This is a genomic window from Paraburkholderia hayleyella (genome assembly GCF_009455685.1).
Lineage (GTDB): Bacteria > Pseudomonadota > Gammaproteobacteria > Burkholderiales > Burkholderiaceae > Paraburkholderia > Paraburkholderia hayleyella.
On sequence record NZ_QPES01000001.1, the window covers coordinates 313654 to 333151 of the forward strand.

Sequence of the window (19498 nt, forward strand, 5' to 3'; positions counted from 1 at the left end):
GCTGATTGGGTGTCAGATGTTAGCCGTTTGCGCGGCTGGCATGCTGAATCTCGCGCCGCCGAAGCCGCGGCGCGAGGTTCACATGAAGCGTAATGCCGCCGGCATTGCGGTGAAGAGGAACGGGCGGACGCAACGATCGGCCGGGGTCAGGTGTAATCGGCTATCGGCACGCAGGCGCAAAAGAGATTGCGGTCGCCATAGACGTTGTCCGCGCGTCCGACAGGGGGCCAGTATTTTCTGGCGACCAGCGCAGGCAGCGGCCAGGCGGCTGTTTCGCGCCGGTACGCATGTGTCCAGACATCGGCTGTGACCACGGCAGCGGTATGCGGCGCGTGCTTGAGCGGGTTGTCTTCACGATCGGCCAAGCCTGCTTCGATGGCGCGGATTTCTTCGCGGATAGCGATCATCGCTTCGATGAAACGGTCGAGTTCTTCTTTCGCTTCGGATTCGGTGGGCTCGACCATCAATGTGCCGGGCACCGGAAAGCTCATCGTCGGCGCGTGAAAACCGTAATCCATCAGGCGCTTGGCGACGTCATCGACGCTGATGCCACTGCTTTCCTTGATCGGACGCAAATCGAGAATGCACTCATGCGCGACCAGGCCACCCGGCCCCGAGTACAGCACCGGATAGTGCGGCGCGAGTTTTTGCGCGACGTAGTTGGCGTTGAGAATGGCGATCTCGGTGGCGGCGGTGAGGTTTTTCGCGCCCATCATGGCGATATACATCCACGAGATCGGCAGGATCGACGCCGATCCATACGGCGCCGCTGATACCGCGCCGATGCCGTGCGGGTCACGCTCGTAACCGCTTGAGGCCTGGTTGGGCAAAAACTGCGCAAGGTGCGCGCCGACTGCCACCGGGCCGACGCCTGGGCCGCCACCGCCGTGCGGAATACAAAACGTCTTGTGCAGGTTCAGATGCGAAACATCGCCGCCGAATTGTCCGGGTGCGGTGAGGCCCACCATCGCGTTCATGTTCGCGCCATCGACGTACACCTGGCCGCCATACGCATGCACGACCTCGCAAATCTCACGCACATTCTGTTCGAACACGCCGTGCGTCGAGGGGTAGGTAATCATGATTGCCGCCAGCTTGCTGGCATGCTGCGCGGCTTTGGTTTTCAGGTCAGCAAGATCGACATTGCCGTTTGCATCGCAGGCCACGACGACGACCTGCATCCCGGCCATCTGCGCTGACGCAGGGTTAGTGCCATGGGCCGAAGCCGGAATCAGGCAAACGTTACGATGACCTTCGCCGCGCGCTGCATGGTAGGCGTGAATGATGAGCAAACCCGCATATTCGCCTTGCGAGCCCGCATTCGGCTGTAACGAAACAGCGGCGTAGCCCGTGGCCGCAACCAGCATCTGCTCGAGCTGGTCGATCATCGTGCGGTAGCCGAGTGTCTGGTCAGCCGGGGCAAATGGGTGAATCTGGCCGAACTCGGGCCAGGTGACCGGCAACATTTCAGCTGTCGCATTGAGCTTCATCGTGCATGAGCCAAGCGGGATCATCGAACGATCGAGCGCCAGATCTTTGTCGGAGAGGCTGCGCAGATAGCGCAGCATTTCAGTTTCCGAATGGTGGCGATTGAAGACCGGATGCGTCAGATACGCGCTGCGGCGCTCAAGCGCGGCAGGCACGCTGCGGTTTGCCGGTGTTGCGATGAACTGGGCGTCGAGCGCATCGACGGAGGGCGCTTCCGCCACGCCCGCCGCCTGGGCGAACACCGCCAGTAATGTGGCGAGATCGTGGCGCGTGGTGGTTTCGTCCAGCGACAAACCTGTCCGCGTGTTGCTGATGCGGCGCAAGTTGATGCGCTGCGCGAGCGCCGCTGTATGCAGCGCTTCGGTGCGCGAGCCGGTGTCGAACGTCAGCGTATCGAAGAAGGTGTCGTTGACGAGCGTGTAGCCCATCTGCACGGCCCCGGCAGCGAGCAGCGTGGTGAGGCGGTTGACGCGCTGAGCGATGGTTTTGAGGCCAGCCGGACCGTGATAGACCGCGTACATGCTGGCCATGATCGCCAGCAGCGCTTGCGCGGTGCAGACGTTCGAGGTGGCTTTTTCGCGGCGAATGTGTTGTTCGCGGGTTTGCAGCGCGAGACGCAGCGCCGGGTTGCCTTGCGCATCGAGCGTTACGCCAACGAGGCGGCCTGGCATCTGGCGCTTGAAGGCATCGCGTACCGCCATATAGGCTGCATGCGGGCCACCGAAGCCCACCGGTACGCCAAAGCGCTGGGTGTTGCCGATGGCCACATCCGCACCCCATTCGCCAGGCGGCGCGAGCAGCGTGAGCGCAAGCAGGTCGGCCGCGACGACCACATGGCCGCCTGCCGCGTGGATCGCGTCAGAGAGCGCACGGTAATCGCGCACATCGCCAAGGACGCCGGGATACTGCAACAGCACGCCGAAGGCATTGGCGCTGGCTGCCGCTTCGGCGGGGCCGGTCTGGATCTCGATGCCGACCGGGCGGGCACGGGTTTGCAGCACTTCGAGGGTTTGCGGCAGCACGTCGTCAGCGACGTAGAACACATTTGATGGAGACTGACCGACCCGCTGCAACAGCGTCATCGCTTCAGCGGCAGCGGTGGCTTCGTCGAGTAGCGAGGCATTGGCAATCGACAAACCGGTGAGGTCGATAACCATCTGCTGAAAGTTCAGCAGGGCCTCGAGACGGCCTTGTGAAATTTCCGGCTGATAGGGCGTGTAGGCCGTGTACCAGGCCGGGTTTTCAAGCACGTTGCGCAAGATCACGGCCGGTGTGTGCGCGTTGTAATAGCCTTGGCCGATGTAGGAACGGAACACCTGGTTTTGCCCCGCGAGTTCGCGCAAGGCCGCGAGCGCTTCGGCTTCGCTCTTCGGCTGGGTGAACGGCCCGAGCGGCAGTGCCTCATGGCGGCGAATGCTTGACGGAATCACCGCATCGATCAGTGCGGCGCGCGAGGCAAACCCCAGCGTGTCGAGCATCGCTTGCTGATCGGCTGCGTCTGGGCCAATGTGGCGCTCCGCGAAGGCGTCGTGCACTTCGAGCGCGGCCAGTGAGACAGGCGTGTGATTCATCAGGTGATCCGGGTGTTCGAGCTTCATGATGTGTTCCTGGCGGTGCGGCACGTCCGGCAGACCTGACGCACATAACGTGGGGCTTGGCCGCACCTGATGGTTGAGACGAGAGACAGTTGAAACAGGCCGGCTGAATAAAAAGCAATGCAGGCTTACGCGCCGATGGCCCGGGTATAGGCTTCGGCGTCGATCAGGCGCTCAAGCGAGGCATCGGCGGCGGGCTTGATCTTGAATAGCCAGCTTTCGTAGGGCGTGTTGTTCACGCTGTCCGGCGTATCCGCCACGGCGGAATTGGCCTCGAAAATTTCGCCCGAGACCGGCGCATAAATATCGGATGCGGCTTTGACCGATTCGATGACCGCGACGGTATCGCCCGCCTGAACTGTTTTGCCCAGCGCCTGGACTTCAAAAAAGACAATGTCGCCCAGCGCTTCCTGTGCGTGATCGGTAATGCCGATGGTCAGCGTGCCGTCGGCTTCGGTGCGAATCCATTCGTGCGATTCGGTGTATTTCAGGTTGGCCGGGATGCTCATGTGTTGCTCCTGTGCAAGGTTATTCGATGAGTGTGTAATGTGATGCGCTGGCCGTAGCCCGCCAGGTTTGAATCAGGCGGCGAGTACTTTGCCATGGCGCACGAACGGCAGTTTAACCACGCGCGCAGGCAAGGCCTTATCGCGGATTTGCACCTGGATCATGTCGCCAGGCTGAACCTGCAAAGGCACGCGGGCAAAGGCGATAGATTCCTGCATCGTGGGCGAGAACGTGCCGCTGGTAATTTCGCCTTCGCCGTGCGGCGTCAGCACTTTTTGATGCGCTCGCAGTATCCCCGCCGCCTTGCCGTTTTCTTTTTGCAGAATCAGGCCGACAAAAGCCGCGCGGGCACCATCGGCTTCCAGCCGGGGGCGGCCGATAAAGTCGCGCGGCGAGGTGAGATCGACGGTCCATGCGAGACCGGCATCGAGCGGCGACACGTTGTCATCCATGTCCTGGCCGTAGAGATTCATCCCGGCTTCGAGGCGAAGCGTGTCGCGCGCGCCGAGACCCGCCGGACGGACGCCCTGTGCTTGCAGCGCCTGCCACAGCGCAGCTGCCCTGGTTGCGGCAACGATGATCTCGAAGCCGTCTTCGCCGGTGTAGCCCGTGCGCGCGAGTGTCAGTTCGTCGAACGACGCCGTGGGAACGCGTACCGCGTTAAAAGGTTTGAGGACTTCGGATGCCGCGCGCGTGTCGGGGATGGCTTGCCAGACCTTGTCGCGGGCATGAGGCCCTTGCACCGCGATGATGGCCAGGTCGTGCCGCGCGGTGATGGTCAGATTGAAGCCGTGGGTGGTATTCAGATGATTGAACCAGGCCAGATCTTTTTCGGCCGTGCCCGCATTGACGACCGCGCGGAAGTGGTTTTCGTCGAAGTAATAGACGATCAGATCGTCGATGACGCCGCCATTCGTGTTGAGCATGCACGAATAAAGCGCTCGCCCAGGCGTTTGCAGTTTGGCGACGTTATTGGCCAGTGCATATTCGAAGAAAGCGCGCACCCGTGTGCCAGTGAAATCGACCACACACATGTGCGAGACATCGAACATGCCTGCATCGGTGCGCACTGCGCGATGTTCGTCGATCTGCGAGCCGTAATTGACAGGCATGTCCCAGCCGCCGAAATCGACCATGCGCGCGTTAAGCGCGCGATGCGTGGCATGCAGGGGAGTGTGTTTGAGTTCGGTCATCGGGGCCTCGGGCGTCACGCAGCAACAGGGAAAGGGGCAAGCAAGGCGCCATGCTCGCGCCGTTGCGCGGCACTTGGGGCCGGGCAAGCGAGGCGTTGCATGAGCCCCTCTGTCCTCGATACCTGAGAGATTGCGCCGACCGCGATGCGGTAAAACGCGCGCCCCTTCGGTGGGCAGCCTGCCGGAACAACCGTGTGGCTACTGCCGCTCTCCAGAGTGCGAAAAACCGGACCTGATGCGAGCGGATGAGCGCGTGCCAGAAGAACTGGCGATCAGTGGGATTTCTCGACGCGGCCGGTCCTTTTGCCTGAGAGTTTTTGGGTGTGCCCCTTCGGCGGTGTGGCACGCAAAAATGCTTGCAGCCAGCACGCTCTCCCGACGCGTGCGGCGAATGTACGCGAGCCCAAAAGGCTTGTCAAATGGTGCTTTCACGCGATGAGGCACGATCTGGCTGTGGTCTTGCAGACAGCTTGCCGCAGGCTTTTATTCAGTCCATTTCAGTCCATTCAAGCCGCTCGAATGGCAGGCGTCGCCCCTCGTTTTCGCTACGTTGCGCCAGCTCGATGAGCGTCATCACATCGACCGCATCGCGCGCGCTAACCGGAAATGGCACGCCATCTTGCAGCGTTGCCGCCAGCGCACGATAAAACTCGGCATAAGCGCCCGGCTGGCTTGGCCACTCGCGTTCAACTTCCTCATCGCCCTCGAGTACGCGCAATCGTCCCGCCAGATTGCCTGCGCCAAAACTTGCCGAGCCCGGATGCAGCCCCGCCTTCAACTGCTCTTCCTGGGTATCGAGACCATATTTGACATAGCTGCCCCGCGTGCCGTGCAACGTAAAACGCGGCGCCATGAGCGCTGTGAGCGCGCTGGCGTGCAGCAGCACTTCGAAGCCTGGATAACCCAGTTGCAGATGCAGATAATCCGGTGCCTGGGCGTGATCGCGCTGTGTCTTGACCGAGGCACAAACCGTTTGCGGCACGCCAAATAGCACCAGCGCCTGGTCGATTAAATGCGGCCCCAGATCGAAGAGCAGGCCACCGCCCCGCGCCGCTTCCTCACGCCAGCGCGCACGGATAACCGGGCGGAAACGATCGAAATGCGCTTCGAAATGCGTGAGGCGCCCTAGTGCACCAGTGGCCAGTAACGCTTGCAGCGCGATGAAGTCGCCATCCCAGCGCCGGTTATGGAACGGCGCGAACAGCAGGCCACGCCGCTGAGCCAGGGTGGCGAGCGTGAGCGCCTCAGCCGCGGTGAGCGTGACCGGCTTGTCGACCACGACATGCTTGCCCGCCGCAAGAACACGCTGCGCCAGTGCGAAGTGCGTGTCGTTCGGCGTGGCGATCACCACGCATTCGATTCCGTCTAGTGCCAGCAGGGCATCCAGATCCGGCACGGTTTGCGCGTGCGGATAACGCGCAAGAGCCCGCTCAGGCTGCCCCGTGGCAATGGCCGCGAGCGTGGTGCGGCCACTATGCTCCAGCACCGGTGCGTGAAAAGTCGCACCCGCGAAACCGTAACCCAGCAACCCCACCTTGAGCCGTGTCGGCATGTTTCGCCTCCCTTTCTGTTTGAGTGCGCTAGTTCGAATGCGCTATTAGTTTGAGCGCGTGGTTTTATGTCGCTGTAGCGAGCCACCCATGCCCTGTCAGCCTCGCCGCACAAGCGCGCCATTGTGTCATGGCGCGTGTCATGAAGCTCGCTTCCGAACTTGCGGCACAGGCCAAAACGTAACCGCATCCGTGTTAACATCGCCCGCTGCCCAAGCTATGGGAAGCCGCATTTGTGCCTCGTATCTGGCCCCGCAAGCGGGCCATGCATCCCCACTCAATCTCCACTCCTTTCCGCTCAAGACGATGTCCGCAGGCCTGAATGCCGCTCAAAACGAAGCGGTGCGTTATCTCGATGGTCCCTGCCTGGTGCTAGCAGGCGCAGGCAGCGGCAAGACCCGCGTGATTACACAGAAGATTGCGCACCTGATTGAGGCACGCGGTTTCGAGCCGCGCCATATCGCCGCCGTGACCTTCACCAACAAGGCCGCCGCGGAAATGCGCGAACGCATCGGCAAACTGCTCGAAGGTAAAACGCTCACCACGCCGGGCAAGGAAGGCCGCAAAGTGCCTGTAAACCAGCTGACGGTTTGCACCTTCCACTCGCTTGGCGTGCAGATCTTGCGTCAGGAAGCAGAGCATCTCGGCCTCAAGCCCCAGTTTTCGATCATGGATTCCGATGACTGCTTCGGCATGATTCAGGAGCAAATCGGCACCACTGATAAAGGCCTGATCCGCAAGATTCAATCGATTATTTCGCTATGGAAAAACGGGCTCGTACTGCCCGACGAGGCCATGCGACTCGCCGCCAACGAGGACGAACACCAGGCCGCGATTGTCTACCGCAACTACGTAGCAACGCTGCATGCCTACCAAGCCGTCGATTTTGATGACCTGATCCGGCTTCCCGCCGAGCTCTTTGCGCAAAACGAAACCGTGCGCGAACGCTGGCAAAACCGGCTGCGCTACCTGCTAATCGATGAGTACCAGGACACCAATACCTGCCAGTACGAACTGCTGAAACTGCTGGCAGGCCCCCGTGCCGCCTTCACCGCCGTCGGCGACGATGACCAGGCCATCTACGGCTGGCGCGGCGCAACACTCGAAAACCTCGCGCAACTCGGCAAGGATTTTCCCAAACTGCACGTCGTCAAACTCGAACAGAACTACCGCTCAACCGTGCGCATCCTGAGTGCCGCGAATAACGTGATTGCGCACAACCCCAAGTTATTCGAAAAGAAACTCTGGTCCGAACACGGCATGGGCGACAGCATCACCGTCACGCCCTGCAACGACGAAGAACATGAAGCCGAATCCGTTGTTTTCCGTCTGTCCGCGCACAAGTTCGAGCGCCGCGCGCAGTTTCGTGATTACGCGATCCTGTATCGCGGCAATTTTCAGGCACGCATCTTCGAACAGGTTCTGCGGCGCGAACGTATTCCCTATGTGCTGTCCGGCGGGCAATCGTTTTTCGACCGCGCGGAGATCAAAGACATCTGCGCGTACTTGCGGCTGATCGCCAACGCAGACGACGACCCTGCCTTCATCCGTGCCATCACCACGCCCCGGCGCGGGATCGGCAATACCACGCTGGAAGCACTCGGTTCATTTGCGGGGCAGGCCAAGGTCTCGCTATTTGAAGCGGTGTACATGGGCGGCATCGAAGCGCGGCTCTCTGCGCGCCAGGTGGAACCCCTTCGCGTGTTTTGCGACTTCATGCAGCGCCTGACCGATCGCGCCGACAAAGACCCCGCCACCACGGTGCTGAATGACCTGATGGACGCGATTCACTACGAAGCGTATCTGTACGACGCATTCGATGAACGTCAGGCGCAATCGAAATGGCAAAACGTGCTGGAGTTTCTGGAGTGGCTCAAACGCAAGGGGACCAAACCCGAAGCCGGGCCATCCGATGAAAACAGCGATAGCGACAGCACCGAAGCTACCGGATACGACAATGCCGATGGCCTCGCCGATACCGGCAAGAACCTGCTCGGCCTGATTCAGACCGTGGCATTGATGTCGATGCTGGAAGGCAAGGACGAAGATCCCGACGCGGTACGCCTTTCGACGGTTCATGCTTCGAAAGGACTGGAGTATCCGCATGTGTTTCTGGTCGGTATCGAAGAAGGGATCATGCCGCATCGCGGCGGTGCGGATGACGAGCCCGTTGATGACGCCCGCATCGAAGAAGAACGGCGGCTGATGTATGTCGCTATTACACGGGCGCAACGCAGTTTGCACGTGAACTGGTGCAAGAAACGCAAGCGGGCGCGTGAGACGGTGGTGTGCGAGCCGTCGCGGTTTATTCCAGAGATGGGGCTGGACGAGGCCCCGCCTCCAACGGCTGAAGAAGCGCCGATGTCGCCGAAAGACCGGCTGGCCAGTTTGAAGGCTTTGTTGCAGAAACCTTGAGTTGAAATAGTGGCTGATGCACGCGCCATTTTTTTAGGCGGTGCTGTAGTTTTCTTCGGTGGCACGGCCGGTGTATTAATGGGTATAGCAACCGTCAATGCCCTGCTTTGGAAAATCACGGTGGTTTTTTCGCCCTCGGTTGCAACAGCAATGGCTTAATCGACACCAGCGCTGCACTCTTCAGCAATTTCACGCAACTCGCCAATGGCACGCTCTCGCCGCAAACGGCTTTGAAGCGCTGCGCGAGTTCGATTACCCCAATAAAGACGGTGTCATCGATCACAACGATTCGGTCTGGTTTTCCCTGTGTATCTGGTGCGATGGCGCAACTCAGGATGGTGAACTGCTTACCCTCACGTAACTCGGCATCGTCGAAATCCGTTAATCAAATACAGCATGATATGAAATGACTGATTCAATAGATAGTGCATTTCATATGGTCCATTTTATAAATTGATTTTGTAAAGATTTGTAAAATTTTAATTGTTTCTATGATTGAAATAATTTGCTGATATAGACTCGGCAAAAGTTATGAGATGGTTTTGTTTAGATGTTTTCCCGTGAGTGAATATGGAGTTTTAATTTTCCTGCCAGATATGGGCTGAGATCTGAGATTTTTGTGCACATGGCTTGACTTGATTTACGAACTTGGCAGGTATTTATCATGTCGGAAAAATTTATGGATGAATGTAAAAACACTTCTATTTGACTAGGCAGTATTGTTTTTGGACTGGGCAAAAATATAGAGACAGGATGAAAGACTGAGAGTATGAATTCCATTATAAAAGAGCTAAATAAAAAGACTGTTGAGTTCTACACTCAAACTTTCTGGCGAATGGTCTGGTTTGGAGTATTTGTAATTGTTCCTCCAGCTTTGCTATTGCCAGATCAGATTCCCGAGAATAGTCTGGCCCAGAATCTGGCAAAAATTGGGCTTTTTTTGCCAGTAGTTAAAGATTTTTCAGAGAGGTCATCATTTCCATTTCCATTGCTGGTGAGCTATGGCTTATCTTTTTGGCTTGCATGGGGTGGAGGGTTATTTCTGTATTTAATCAGCACGGTTAATCACGAAATAAGAACAAGAAATCTCAATATAACTGGCCATATGCGAAGATCTAGCTTTATTATGTTTTTTATGCTTTTGGGAATGGCATTTTGGGATGGCCTCATAAATGATCCAAAATCAGGTATTTTTGCGATGATGCTGCGCTCAAGGCTAATCTTGGCATTCACATCTGGAGGAATGTTTTTTCTCGGGTTTATGACGTCATATGGATTTTTTGTTTCTAGTGAGTATTATTTAAGGAAAGTTTTATGCCCGCGTTGACTGATGAGCAGATTTTGATGGGAGAATCTAATAAATCAGCCTATTAGATGTAGGCTGAGATCTGGGATTTTTTTGCGCATGGTTTGACTTGATTTACGTGCTTGGCAGGCATTTATAATGTCGGAGAAATTTATAAATAGGTGTAAAAATACTTCTATTTGGCCGGGCGGCGTTGTATTTGGACTGGATAAAAATATAGAAACAGGATGAAAGACTGAGAGTATGAATTTCATTATAAAAGAGTTAAATAAAAAGACTGTTGAGTTCTATGCCCAAACATTCCGGCGAATGGCCTGTCTTGCAGTATTTTTAATTGTTCCTCCAGCTTTGCTATTACCAGATCAGATTCCCGAGAATAGTCTGGCCCAGAATCTGGCAAAAATTGGGCTGTTTTTGCCAGTAGTTAAAGATTTTTCAGAGAGGTCATCATTTCCATTTCCATTGCTGGTGAGCTATGGCTTATCTTTTTGGCTTGCATGGGGTGGAGGGTTATTTCTGTATTTAATCAGCACGGTTAATCACGAAATAAGGACAAGGAATCTCAATATAACCGGCCATATGCGAAGATCTAGCTTTATTATGTTTTTTATACTTTTGGAGATGGCATTTGATGCAAGTACTTTGGGCAATCCAAAGACAGGTATTTTTGCGATGATGCTGCGCTCAAGGCTAATCTTGGCATTTACATCGGGAGGAATGTTTTTTCTCGGATTTATGACGTCATATGGATTTTTTGTCTCTAGTGAGTATTATTTAAGGAAGATTTTATGCCCGCGTTGACTGATGAGCATATTTTGATGGGGGAATCTAATAAGTCGCCTGTTTTTCCTGCTCCGCCGATTTTTATTTCCGATGACGATATTAGAGCGGCGATCGAGTTTATTCGGAATGACAACATAGGTGATATATGGACCGCAGGTAGTGGTGGTGCGGGCGAGGTTCTGACGCGGCTAGCCAAAGGTGAGGCCGCCGCTCTTGATGTTAACTATGCGGCGGTAGGCCGAAAGCTGGCAGATACAACCGGGAAATACGGGTAGCGGATTGACGCAATGGCAACTCGCCGAAATATTTTCAATTTTGTTATGCAACTTGAATAAGATTATCGGAAAATTCATAAATACATTTCCACATTTTCGGACATGCAAAAAGATGGCAATCATGTAAATTCTTCCATGAAATATATTTACAGCAAAAAATACATTTATAGGGAGATATAGCCTTGATAAAAATAGGCAATAAAAATTATTCTGAGATAAAGAATTTTTTAATGGCAATTGGTTTGGCAACAGTTTTTATATTTGCCGGATGCAAAGATAAAATAGATAGTCATACTGCCCAGCCGGGAATAGGTAGTATCAACGGTATTCAAGTCGTAATTCCGGCTGAGTACAAATTCTTCCCAGTGCAATACAAAGGGGACGAAATATGGATTAATCCTCCAGTTCGGCATGCGCCTGGAGCAGACGTGCCAATTGAGTCATTTGGCTTGCTGCTTTGTTAGCTTGATTTTGAAATGTAAAACTTGAATTTTTGCTAAATGCGGGCCAAGATTTTTTTGTGGATTGTTTTGGTTAATGTGCGGAGTTTTATAATTGCGAATACCTCCGGAGTCGTAAAAACATTGCGGATTTAAATTATGCAAAAATACGAGTTGAATTACGTAATAAGACCATTTTTCAGTGTGAAGTTTATGCGGATTTCAATATATTCGGTGGCATTTTTATTATTTATGTTAGGGTTATTTTTCCCCGCTGTAAATTACACGGATGGTGGAGTGGCGTCCCGTATTTGCAATATTGCCAGATATATTCCAATTGCACGAGCCTTGGGGGTGCATGGGCATTACCCCTGTGTTGTCGCTGTTAGCTATGGGGGCGCCACAGTTCTAGGCTTATTTGCTGGAATAATGATGTGTTTTTGTTATTATCCGGAGCCTTTTTTAGTTGATTTTTTGCACGATGGCGGGGCAAAAAAAAGAATATCGATGATAATTATCTTGCTCATGATTATTGTTGGGGCATGGACGATATCCTCTCCGCCTCCAACGTTAGGATTGTTGGGAGTTCTTTCATCTGGAAGAATCGGCATCTCTATAGGTGCTCCAGGCTATTTTGGCGCTCAATTGGCTTCATGGATGTTTCTGATTTTAATGCTCAAGTTTTATTTTTTTAATTCAGAAATTAGAAAGTGACTAAAATTTTAATGGCTTGCAAAAAATAAAACTGCATCAACCAAAGAGTATGAAATATTAGGCCGAACCATGGCCGATCAAACAAAGAATCTTGCTTATCATTTGATGATTTTGGGGGAGGGGGAGGAACAGCGAACGAGCGAATATTTTTTAAAGAAGCAAGTAAGGCGGTGTCCGGCGACATGGAACTGTTAAGGCAGGAGTGCGCGCAAGCTTACGCGAGATATGAGGAAAATATTGCTACGGCAGCGCGTGCCGCACAGTATGAAAAGGGTTTTGTGGGCGTTGGAGCATTGGTTGATGGAGTCGCATTGGGGGGAGCGGTTGTCCAGGCGCAACGTACTGGGAACTGGGTTCCAGTTGCAGGGGCGATAGGCTCAGTCTTGGGAGGTGCGTTCTCTGGAAGCCGCGCTAGCATGTTTGCCTCTGCTATGGCGAGAGTCCTTCTGCCAATACTCGGATTAAATGGTGTTGCCGTGCTTGTCGGACTTGTGGTCGCCGGTGCCGGATTTGCTGGTGGTAAAGCAGGCCAACTATCAGGCACCACAATCGGCAATGCTCTGCTTTGGCAAAATCCCCTGCCGGACATTGAAGCATTTTTCAAAGACCTCGCCCCCGGCCTCGACATGATCGCCCTCCCTAATCCTCGATCTCGACGGCGACGGCGTCCACACCACCGGCGTGGACCACTCCGACGCCCACTTCGATTTCGCCGGCGAAGGCAGCCGCACCCACACCGGCTGGATCAGCACCGGCGACGGCTTGCTCGTCCTCGACCGCAACCACAACGGCCTGATCGACACCGGTGCCGAACTCTTCAGCAATTTCACGCAACTCGCCAATGGCACGCTCGCCGCGAACGGCTTTGAAGCGCTGCGCGAGTTCGATTTCAACAAAGACGGCATCATCGACCACAACGATTCGGTCTGGTCCTCCCTGCGTATCTGGCGCGATGGCAACCGCGACGGCGCAACCCAGGACGGCGAACTGCTTACCCTCACGCAGCTCGGCATCGTCGAAATCCGTTAATCAAATGCAACATGATATGAAATGACTGATTCAATAGATAGTGCATTTCATATAGTCCATTTTATAAATGGATTTTGTAAATATTTGTCAAATTTTAATTGTTTCCATGGTTGAAATAATTTTCTGATATAGAATCGGCAAAAGTTATGAGATGGCTTTGTTTAAATGTTTTCCCGTGAGTGAATATGGAGTTTTAATTTTCATGCCAGATATGGGCTGAGATCTGAGGTTTTTGTGCACATGGCTTGACTTGATTTGCGAACTTGGCAGGTATTTATCATGTCGGAAAAATTTATGGATGGATGTAAAAACACTTCTATTTGACTAGGCAGTATTGTTTTTGGACTGAGCAAAAATATAGAGACAGGATGAAAGACTGAGAGTATGAATTTCATTATAAAAGAGTTAAATAAAAAGACTGTTGAGTTCTATTCCCAAACATTCCGGCGAATGGTTTGGTTTGGAGTGTTTTTAATTGTTCCTCCGGCTTTACTATTTCCCGATCAGATTCCCGAGAACAGTCTGGCCCAAAGTCTTGCCGAAATTGGGCTTGTTTTGCCTGTAGTCAAAGATTTTTCCGAGAGATCGTCATTTCCATTTCCATTGCTAGTGAGCTATGGCTTATCTTTTTGGCTTGCATGGAGTGGAGGGCTATTTTTTTATCTTATTAGTACGGTTAACCGTGAAATAAGAAAAAGGAGTTGCAATATAACCGGATACATGCGGCAAGCTAGTTTTATCATGTTTTTTATGATTTTGGCAATGGCGTTTGATGCAAATACTTTGGGCGATCCAAAATCAGGTATTTTTGCGGCAATGCTGCATTCAAGGCTAATCTTGGCATTTACATCGGGAGGAATGTTTTTTCTCTGGTTCATGGCATCGTGTGGGTTTTTTATCTCTAGTGAGTATTATTTAAGGAAGGTTTTATGCCTGCGTTGACTGATGAGCAGATTTTGATGGGAGAATCTAATAAGTCACCTGTTTTTCCTGTCCCACCGATTTTTATTTCCGATGACGATATTAGAGCGGCGATCGAGTTTATTCGGAATGACAATATAGGTGATATATGGACCGCAGGTAGCGGTGGTGCGGGCGAAGTTCTGAAGCGGCTAGCCAAAGGTGAGGCCGTTCTTGATGTTGACTATGCGGTGGTAGGCCGAAAGCTGGCAGATACAACCGGGAAATACGGGCAGCGGATTGACGCAATGGCAACTCGCGTCCAGTCGACAGCGGTAAAAGCGCTTCTTAAATCAACAGCAAACACGATGCTGGAAAGTGCGGCCAGACTAAGCCGTGGTGGTGAAGCCGGATATGCGAGGTACGGCCGGTCAGTGATTTCGCTGGCGCAGGCCGCTGCCGCGGGTACAACGTTAGGCCGGGCAAGCAAGCTGGTGGACATCATGACGCTCAGCTTTGCTATGGACAGGGGGCGGAGTACGCGTGACTGGAGCGAGGTTGCCGGAGTAATTGGAGGGATCGCTGGTTCGATTCAGGGAGCGGAGCTTGGGGCGACTATCGGTGTAACAATTGGAGCCTCGCTTGCCATCTATGCTGGTATTCCGTTTGGCGGTGCATTCTTAATACTTGCAGTTGGCTTGGGCGGTGCGGCAGGCGCTTATTTGGGCGGTAAATACGGCACCGACCTGGGCCAGGCACTCTGGAAAGCATTCGCAGTCACACCGCTTTATCAGGACATCACCGACTTCCTCAAACCACTCGCCCCCGGCCTCGGCATGATCGACCCCCTAATCCTCGATCTGGACGGCGACGGCGTCCACACCACCGGCGTGGACCACTCCGAAGCCCACTTCGATTTCGCTGGCGAAGGCAGCCGCACCCACACCGGCTGGATCAGCACCGGCGACGGCCTGCTCGTCCTCGACCGCAACCACAATGGCCTGATCGACACCGGCGCCGAACTCTTCAGCAATTTCACGCAACTCGCCAATGGCACGCTCGCCGCGAACGGCTTTGAAGCGCTGCGCGAGTTCGATTTCAACAAAGACGGCATCATCGACCACAACGATTCGGTCTGGTCCTCCCTGCGTATCTGGCGCGATGGCAACCGCGACGGCGCAACCCAGGACGGCGAACTGCTCACCCTCACCCAACTCGGCATCGTCGAAATCCGTTTAAGCCGGGACAGCACGGTCCGTACGCTGGAAAACGGCAACATCGTGCGCGGCACAGGCAGCTTCGTACACGTTGTGAATGGCATCAAAACCGAACACGAAATGCTCGAAGTCTGGTTCGGCCAGGACAAGGCGCACCAGAAATTCGACACCCCCATTCCACTACGCGAGGACGTACAGGCGCTGCCCAATATCCAGGGCGTAGGCAACGTGCGCGACCTGCGGCAGGCCGCCAGCATGGACACGAAGGAAGGCGCGGCGCTTCGCACGCTTCTCGCGCAGCTCGCTGCCGCCACCACACCCACCCAGCTCCTCGCGCTCATCGAGCCCCTGCTCAATGCATGGGTTGCCACCTCGGGCATGGAGACGACACAGGCACGGGTCACACAAGGCCGGCGCACGCTCTCCGGCTGCGACATCGGCGCGCAGTGGCTGGGCCGGCTGGCGGTGCTGGAGAAGTTGAGCGGCACGATGCTGGAGGCGAACCAGAACGAGGTGCTGATACTCACCAGCACCCGCTTCGGGTATATCACCCGGGCCTGGGAGACGCTGACGCATTCGGTCTACAACGCCGCCGCCTCGCAAACGACATGGAAGCCCTGTCTGGACGCGATCCGCTACACGCTGGACACCAGCGGCAAGATCAGCGCGGATTTCAGCGCGATGGTGACGCTGCTAAAGAACGCGGAAAGCCGGATCGGTGCTGTCGAGGTGACACGGCTCATGACGGAGCTCACGCGGCAATACGGCGCGGGCTGGCACACGGCGGGGTTCGACATGACTTCGGTGCTGCGTGACTACGTCATGACGCATGAGTCGGGGGCACTGCGTGAGGCGCTGACGGCGATGGATGTGTTCTACGGCAGTGGCAGGCTGGAAGGGGGGCGCGGTGCGGACATTCTGCTGGCGCGGGACGAAGCCAGCGAACTCCTGGGTGGCGCGGGCGATGATGTCCTGAGAGGCGGCCGCGGCAACGATACGCTGCGCGGCGGCGATGGAAGTGACACGTACTGGTTCGGCCGGCACTCGGGCAACGATACGGTTAGCGAAGAGTACGACGTCTACGGCGATTACACCGACGTGGTGCGCTTCGATGCGGATGTCAGACCAGAAGACGTGAGCGTCAGACGTGATGGCCGTAGTGATGACCTGCTCATCACCATCAGGGACTCGGATAGCGTGCTGCGTATCCGGGACCAGCTCCGGCAACACGAACAGAAATTCTTCGCCGCCATCGAGCAGTTCAAGTTTGCCAACGGCACGACATGGAGCAAGGAGGACGTCGCGCTCATGACGCTCAAAGGCACCCCAGGCGACGACATCATTCAGGGCTTCAACGGCGACGACCTCATGGATGGCGGCGCAGGCAACGACACGCTCTACGGTGGCGACGGCAACGACACCTACTGCTTCGGCAAATACTCCGGCAACGACACCATCGCGGAGAGCAGTGACTTCCAGGACAAATACACAGACGTCGTGCGTTTCGATGCGGATATCAAGCCCGAAGACGTAACCGTCAAACGCGATGGCCGTAGCGACGACCTGCTCATCACGATCATGGGTTCGGAAAACGTGCTGCGTATCCGCGACCAGCTCCGGCAACACGAACAGAAATTCTTCGCCGCCATCGAGCAGTTCAAGTTCGCCAACGGCACGACATGGAGCAAGGAGGACGTCGCGCTCATGACCCTCAAAGGCACGCCAGGCGACGACATCATCCAGGGCTTCAACGGCGACGACCTCATGGATGGCGGTGCAGGCAATGACACACTCTACGGTGGCGACGGCAACGACACCTATCTCTTCGGCAGACGCTCTGGCAACGACACCATCGCGGAGAGCAGTGACTTCCAGGACAAATACACAGACGTCGTGCGTTTCGATGCGGATATCAAACCCGAAGACATAACCGTCAAACGCGATGGCCGCAGCGACGACCTGCTCATCACGATCAGGGGCTCGGAAAACGTGCTCCGTATCCGCGACCAGCTCCGGCAACACGAACAGAAGTTCTTCGCCGCCATCGAGCAGTTCAAGTTCGCCAACGGCACGACATGGAGCAAGGAAGATGTCGCGCTCATGACGCTCAAAGGCACGCCAGGCGACGACATCATCCAGGGCTTCAACGGCGACGACCTCATGGATGGCGGTGCAGGCAACGACACACTCTACGGTGGTGACGGCAACGACATCTATCTCTTCGGTAAACACTCCGGCAACGACACCATCGCGGAGAGCAGCGACTTCCAGGGCCAATACACAGACGTCGTGCGTTTCGATGCGGATATCAAACCCGAAGACGTAACCGTCAAACGCGATGGCCGTAGCGACGACCTGCTCATCACGATCAGGGGTTCGGACAGCGTGCTGCGTATCCGGGACCAGCTCCGGCAACACGAACAGAAGTTCTTCGCCGCCATCGAGCAGTTCAAGTTCGCCAACGGCACGACATGGAGCAAGGAAGAGGTCGCGCTCATGACGCTCAAAGGCACGCCAGGCGACGACATCATTCAGGGCTTCAACGGCGACGACCTCATGGATGGCGGTGCAGGCAACGACACACTCTACGGTGGTGATGGCAACGACACCTACCGCTTCGGCAAACACTCCGGCAATGACACCATCGCGGAGAGCAGCGACTTCCAGGGCCAATACACAGACGTTGTGCGTTTCGATGCGGATATCAAACCTGAAGACATAGCCGTCAGACGCGATGGTCGTAGTGATGATCTGCTCATCACCATCAGGGGCTCGGACAGCGTGCTGCGTATCCGGGACCAGCTCCGGCAACACGAACAGAAATTCTTCGCCGCCATCGAGCAGTTCAAATTTGCCAACGGCACGACATGGAGCAAGGAGGACGTCGCGCTCATGACGCTCAAAGGCACGCCAGGTGACGACCTCATCCAGGGCTTCAACGGCGACGACCTCATGGATGGCGGCGCAGGCAACGACACGCTTTACGGCGGCGATGGCAATGACACCTATCTCTTCGGCAGACGCTCCGGCAACGACACCATCGCGGAGAGCAGTGACTTCCAGGACAAATACACAGACGTCGTGCGTTTCGACGCAGATATCAAACCCGAAGACATAACCGTCAGACGCGATGGCCGTAGCGACGACCTGCTCATCACGATCAGGGGTTCGGACAGCGTGCTGCGTATCCGCGACCAGTTCCGGCAACACGAACAGAAATTCTTCGCCGCCATCGAGCAGTTCAAGTTCGCCAACGGCACGACATGGAGCAAGGAGGACGTCGCGCTCATGACGCTCAAAGGCACGCCAGGCGACGACCTCATTCAGGGCTTCAACGGTGACGATCTCATGGATGGCGGCACAGGCAACGACACGCTCTACGGCGGCGACGGCAGCGACACCTACCGCTTCGGCAAACACTCGGGCCACAACAGGATCATCGAAGGCTACGACTTCAGCAAGCGCTACATCGACGTGGTGAAATTCGATGACGACATTCGTCCCGAAGACGTCATCCTGAGCCGCGAGGAATACAACAGCGAGAATGTGCTCATCACCCTCAAAGGTGCGCACAACGAGCTAAAACTCGTCGACCAGCTGGCAAAATCCGGCAGCGAATACGTCAAGGGCGTCGAGGCGCTGAGATTCGCCGACGGCACCGTCTGGGACAAGGAGACCATCGCGCAACGCGCCAGCCGGGCTCCGCGCGCGCAGAGCCTGATGAGCATGCCCGGCGAGAACCGGCATCTGTCTGACCCGGTGGGTTACTGGCTGGACAAGGCCTACGCGGCAGGGCTCAAGCGCGCAGGTGAAGAAGAGTTTGGCGCGCTGCCCTCGCAGAACTGGAAACCGCTCCAGGCCGAAGCACGCACGCCGCTGCAACAGTCCGCGTTGCAACCCCTGCAATCCCTATCCGCAGCCACGTTAGAGATCGACCGCCAGGCCGAGATGATGTACCAGGGCCTGCTGGCGGCCTATGGCAAATCTCCGGCCATCACCACATGGGAGCCGCGGCGCGAATCCGCTTCCTTCGCACCGCCGCTGATTGCAACGGATTGTTGAAATACCGCCCAGCAATTCGCAACC

14 protein-coding genes and 2 riboswitches are annotated in these 19498 nt (G+C 55.5%); of the genes, 10 read left to right on the top strand and 4 right to left on the bottom strand.

The features are described 5' to 3' along the window. Window positions 1-146: 146 nt before the first annotated feature. From gcvP to GH657_RS01445, 4 genes are all read right to left on the bottom strand, one after another. Window positions 147-3086 (bottom strand): aminomethyl-transferring glycine dehydrogenase, encoded by a 2940-nt coding sequence (gene gcvP / locus GH657_RS01430; protein ID WP_153099054.1) that lies wholly within the window; start codon window positions 3084-3086, stop codon window positions 147-149. Between the two features lie 125 nt (window positions 3087-3211). After that, window positions 3212-3592 (bottom strand): glycine cleavage system protein GcvH, encoded by a 381-nt coding sequence (gene gcvH, locus GH657_RS01435; protein WP_153099055.1) that lies wholly within the window; start codon window positions 3590-3592, stop codon window positions 3212-3214. A 72-nt stretch (window positions 3593-3664) separates the two neighbouring features. Beyond that, the gene (gene gcvT, locus GH657_RS01440) at window positions 3665-4783 is read right to left on the bottom strand and encodes a glycine cleavage system aminomethyltransferase GcvT (RefSeq protein ID WP_153099056.1); all 1119 of its coding nucleotides are present in this window, start codon (window positions 4781-4783) and stop codon (window positions 3665-3667) included. Window positions 4784-4882: 99 nt separating this feature from the next. Next, window positions 4883-5008: riboswitch (glycine riboswitch) on the bottom strand. Between the two features lie 59 nt (window positions 5009-5067). Beyond that, window positions 5068-5171, bottom strand: a riboswitch (glycine riboswitch). A 99-nt stretch (window positions 5172-5270) separates the two neighbouring features. After that, a complete protein-coding gene (locus GH657_RS01445) occupies window positions 5271-6335 on the bottom strand; it encodes an oxidoreductase (protein ID WP_153099057.1) in 1065 nt (354 codons plus the stop codon). A 304-nt stretch (window positions 6336-6639) separates the two neighbouring features. Between GH657_RS01445 and GH657_RS01450 the strand changes: the two genes are divergently transcribed. The 10 genes from GH657_RS01450 to GH657_RS01495 all read left to right on the top strand — a co-directional run bounded on the left by GH657_RS01450 (window position 6640) and on the right by GH657_RS01495 (window position 19474). Beyond that, entirely contained in the window at window positions 6640-8748 is a 2109-nt protein-coding gene (locus GH657_RS01450; RefSeq protein ID WP_153101584.1) for a UvrD-helicase domain-containing protein, read from the top strand. Between the two features lie 9 nt (window positions 8749-8757). After that, a complete protein-coding gene (locus GH657_RS01455; protein ID WP_153099058.1) occupies window positions 8758-8907 on the top strand; it encodes a hypothetical protein in 150 nt (49 codons plus the stop codon). Between the two features lie 610 nt (window positions 8908-9517). Further along, complete coding sequence (locus tag GH657_RS01460; protein WP_153099059.1) at window positions 9518-10075, top strand: hypothetical protein; 558 nt, start codon at window positions 9518-9520, stop codon at window positions 10073-10075. 222 nt (window positions 10076-10297) lie between these two features. Further along, window positions 10298-10855, top strand: coding sequence for a hypothetical protein (locus GH657_RS01465; RefSeq protein WP_153099060.1), 558 nt, complete (start codon window positions 10298-10300; stop codon window positions 10853-10855). Beyond that, the gene (locus tag GH657_RS01470; RefSeq protein ID WP_153099061.1) at window positions 10843-11112 is read left to right on the top strand and encodes a hypothetical protein; all 270 of its coding nucleotides are present in this window, start codon (window positions 10843-10845) and stop codon (window positions 11110-11112) included. The genes GH657_RS01465 and GH657_RS01470 overlap by 13 nt, the downstream gene beginning before the upstream one ends. Window positions 11113-11294: 182 nt before the next feature. Continuing rightward, the gene (locus GH657_RS01475) at window positions 11295-11576 is read left to right on the top strand and encodes a hypothetical protein (protein ID WP_153099062.1); all 282 of its coding nucleotides are present in this window, start codon (window positions 11295-11297) and stop codon (window positions 11574-11576) included. A gap of 135 nt (window positions 11577-11711) precedes the next feature. Further along, a complete protein-coding gene (locus GH657_RS01480) occupies window positions 11712-12266 on the top strand; it encodes a hypothetical protein (protein WP_153099063.1) in 555 nt (184 codons plus the stop codon). 681 nt (window positions 12267-12947) lie between these two features. Then, window positions 12948-13295 carry a hypothetical protein gene (locus tag GH657_RS01485; RefSeq protein WP_153099064.1) on the top strand — a complete coding sequence of 116 codons (348 nt, stop codon included), beginning with the start codon at window positions 12948-12950 and terminating at the stop codon, window positions 13293-13295. A 384-nt stretch (window positions 13296-13679) separates the two neighbouring features. Beyond that, on the top strand, window positions 13680-14237 hold the full coding sequence (locus tag GH657_RS01490; RefSeq protein WP_153099065.1) for a hypothetical protein: 558 nt from the start codon (window positions 13680-13682) through the stop codon (window positions 14235-14237). 266 nt (window positions 14238-14503) lie between these two features. Further along, the gene (locus GH657_RS01495) at window positions 14504-19474 is read left to right on the top strand and encodes a calcium-binding protein (protein WP_153099066.1); all 4971 of its coding nucleotides are present in this window, start codon (window positions 14504-14506) and stop codon (window positions 19472-19474) included. Window positions 19475-19498 lie beyond the last annotated feature (24 nt).

What these genes read in the sequence shown, in the direction of transcription:
- gcvP (WP_153099054.1), bottom strand. Translation starts at nt 3,086, where the DNA reads ATGAAGCTCGAACACCCGGATCACCTGATGAATCACACGCCTGTCTCA.
- gcvH (WP_153099055.1), bottom strand. Translation starts at nt 3,592, where the DNA reads ATGAGCATCCCGGCCAACCTGAAATACACCGAATCGCACGAATGGATT.
- gcvT (WP_153099056.1), bottom strand. Translation starts at nt 4,783, where the DNA reads ATGACCGAACTCAAACACACTCCCCTGCATGCCACGCATCGCGCGCTT.
- GH657_RS01445 (WP_153099057.1), bottom strand. Translation starts at nt 6,335, where the DNA reads ATGCCGACACGGCTCAAGGTGGGGTTGCTGGGTTACGGTTTCGCGGGT.
- GH657_RS01450 (WP_153101584.1), top strand. Translation starts at nt 6,640, where the DNA reads ATGTCCGCAGGCCTGAATGCCGCTCAAAACGAAGCGGTGCGTTATCTC.
- GH657_RS01460 (WP_153099059.1), top strand. Translation starts at nt 9,518, where the DNA reads ATGAATTCCATTATAAAAGAGCTAAATAAAAAGACTGTTGAGTTCTAC.
- GH657_RS01465 (WP_153099060.1), top strand. Translation starts at nt 10,298, where the DNA reads ATGAATTTCATTATAAAAGAGTTAAATAAAAAGACTGTTGAGTTCTAT.
- GH657_RS01470 (WP_153099061.1), top strand. Translation starts at nt 10,843, where the DNA reads ATGCCCGCGTTGACTGATGAGCATATTTTGATGGGGGAATCTAATAAG.
- GH657_RS01480 (WP_153099063.1), top strand. Translation starts at nt 11,712, where the DNA reads ATGCAAAAATACGAGTTGAATTACGTAATAAGACCATTTTTCAGTGTG.
- GH657_RS01490 (WP_153099065.1), top strand. Translation starts at nt 13,680, where the DNA reads ATGAATTTCATTATAAAAGAGTTAAATAAAAAGACTGTTGAGTTCTAT.
- GH657_RS01495 (WP_153099066.1), top strand. Translation starts at nt 14,504, where the DNA reads ATGGCAACTCGCGTCCAGTCGACAGCGGTAAAAGCGCTTCTTAAATCA.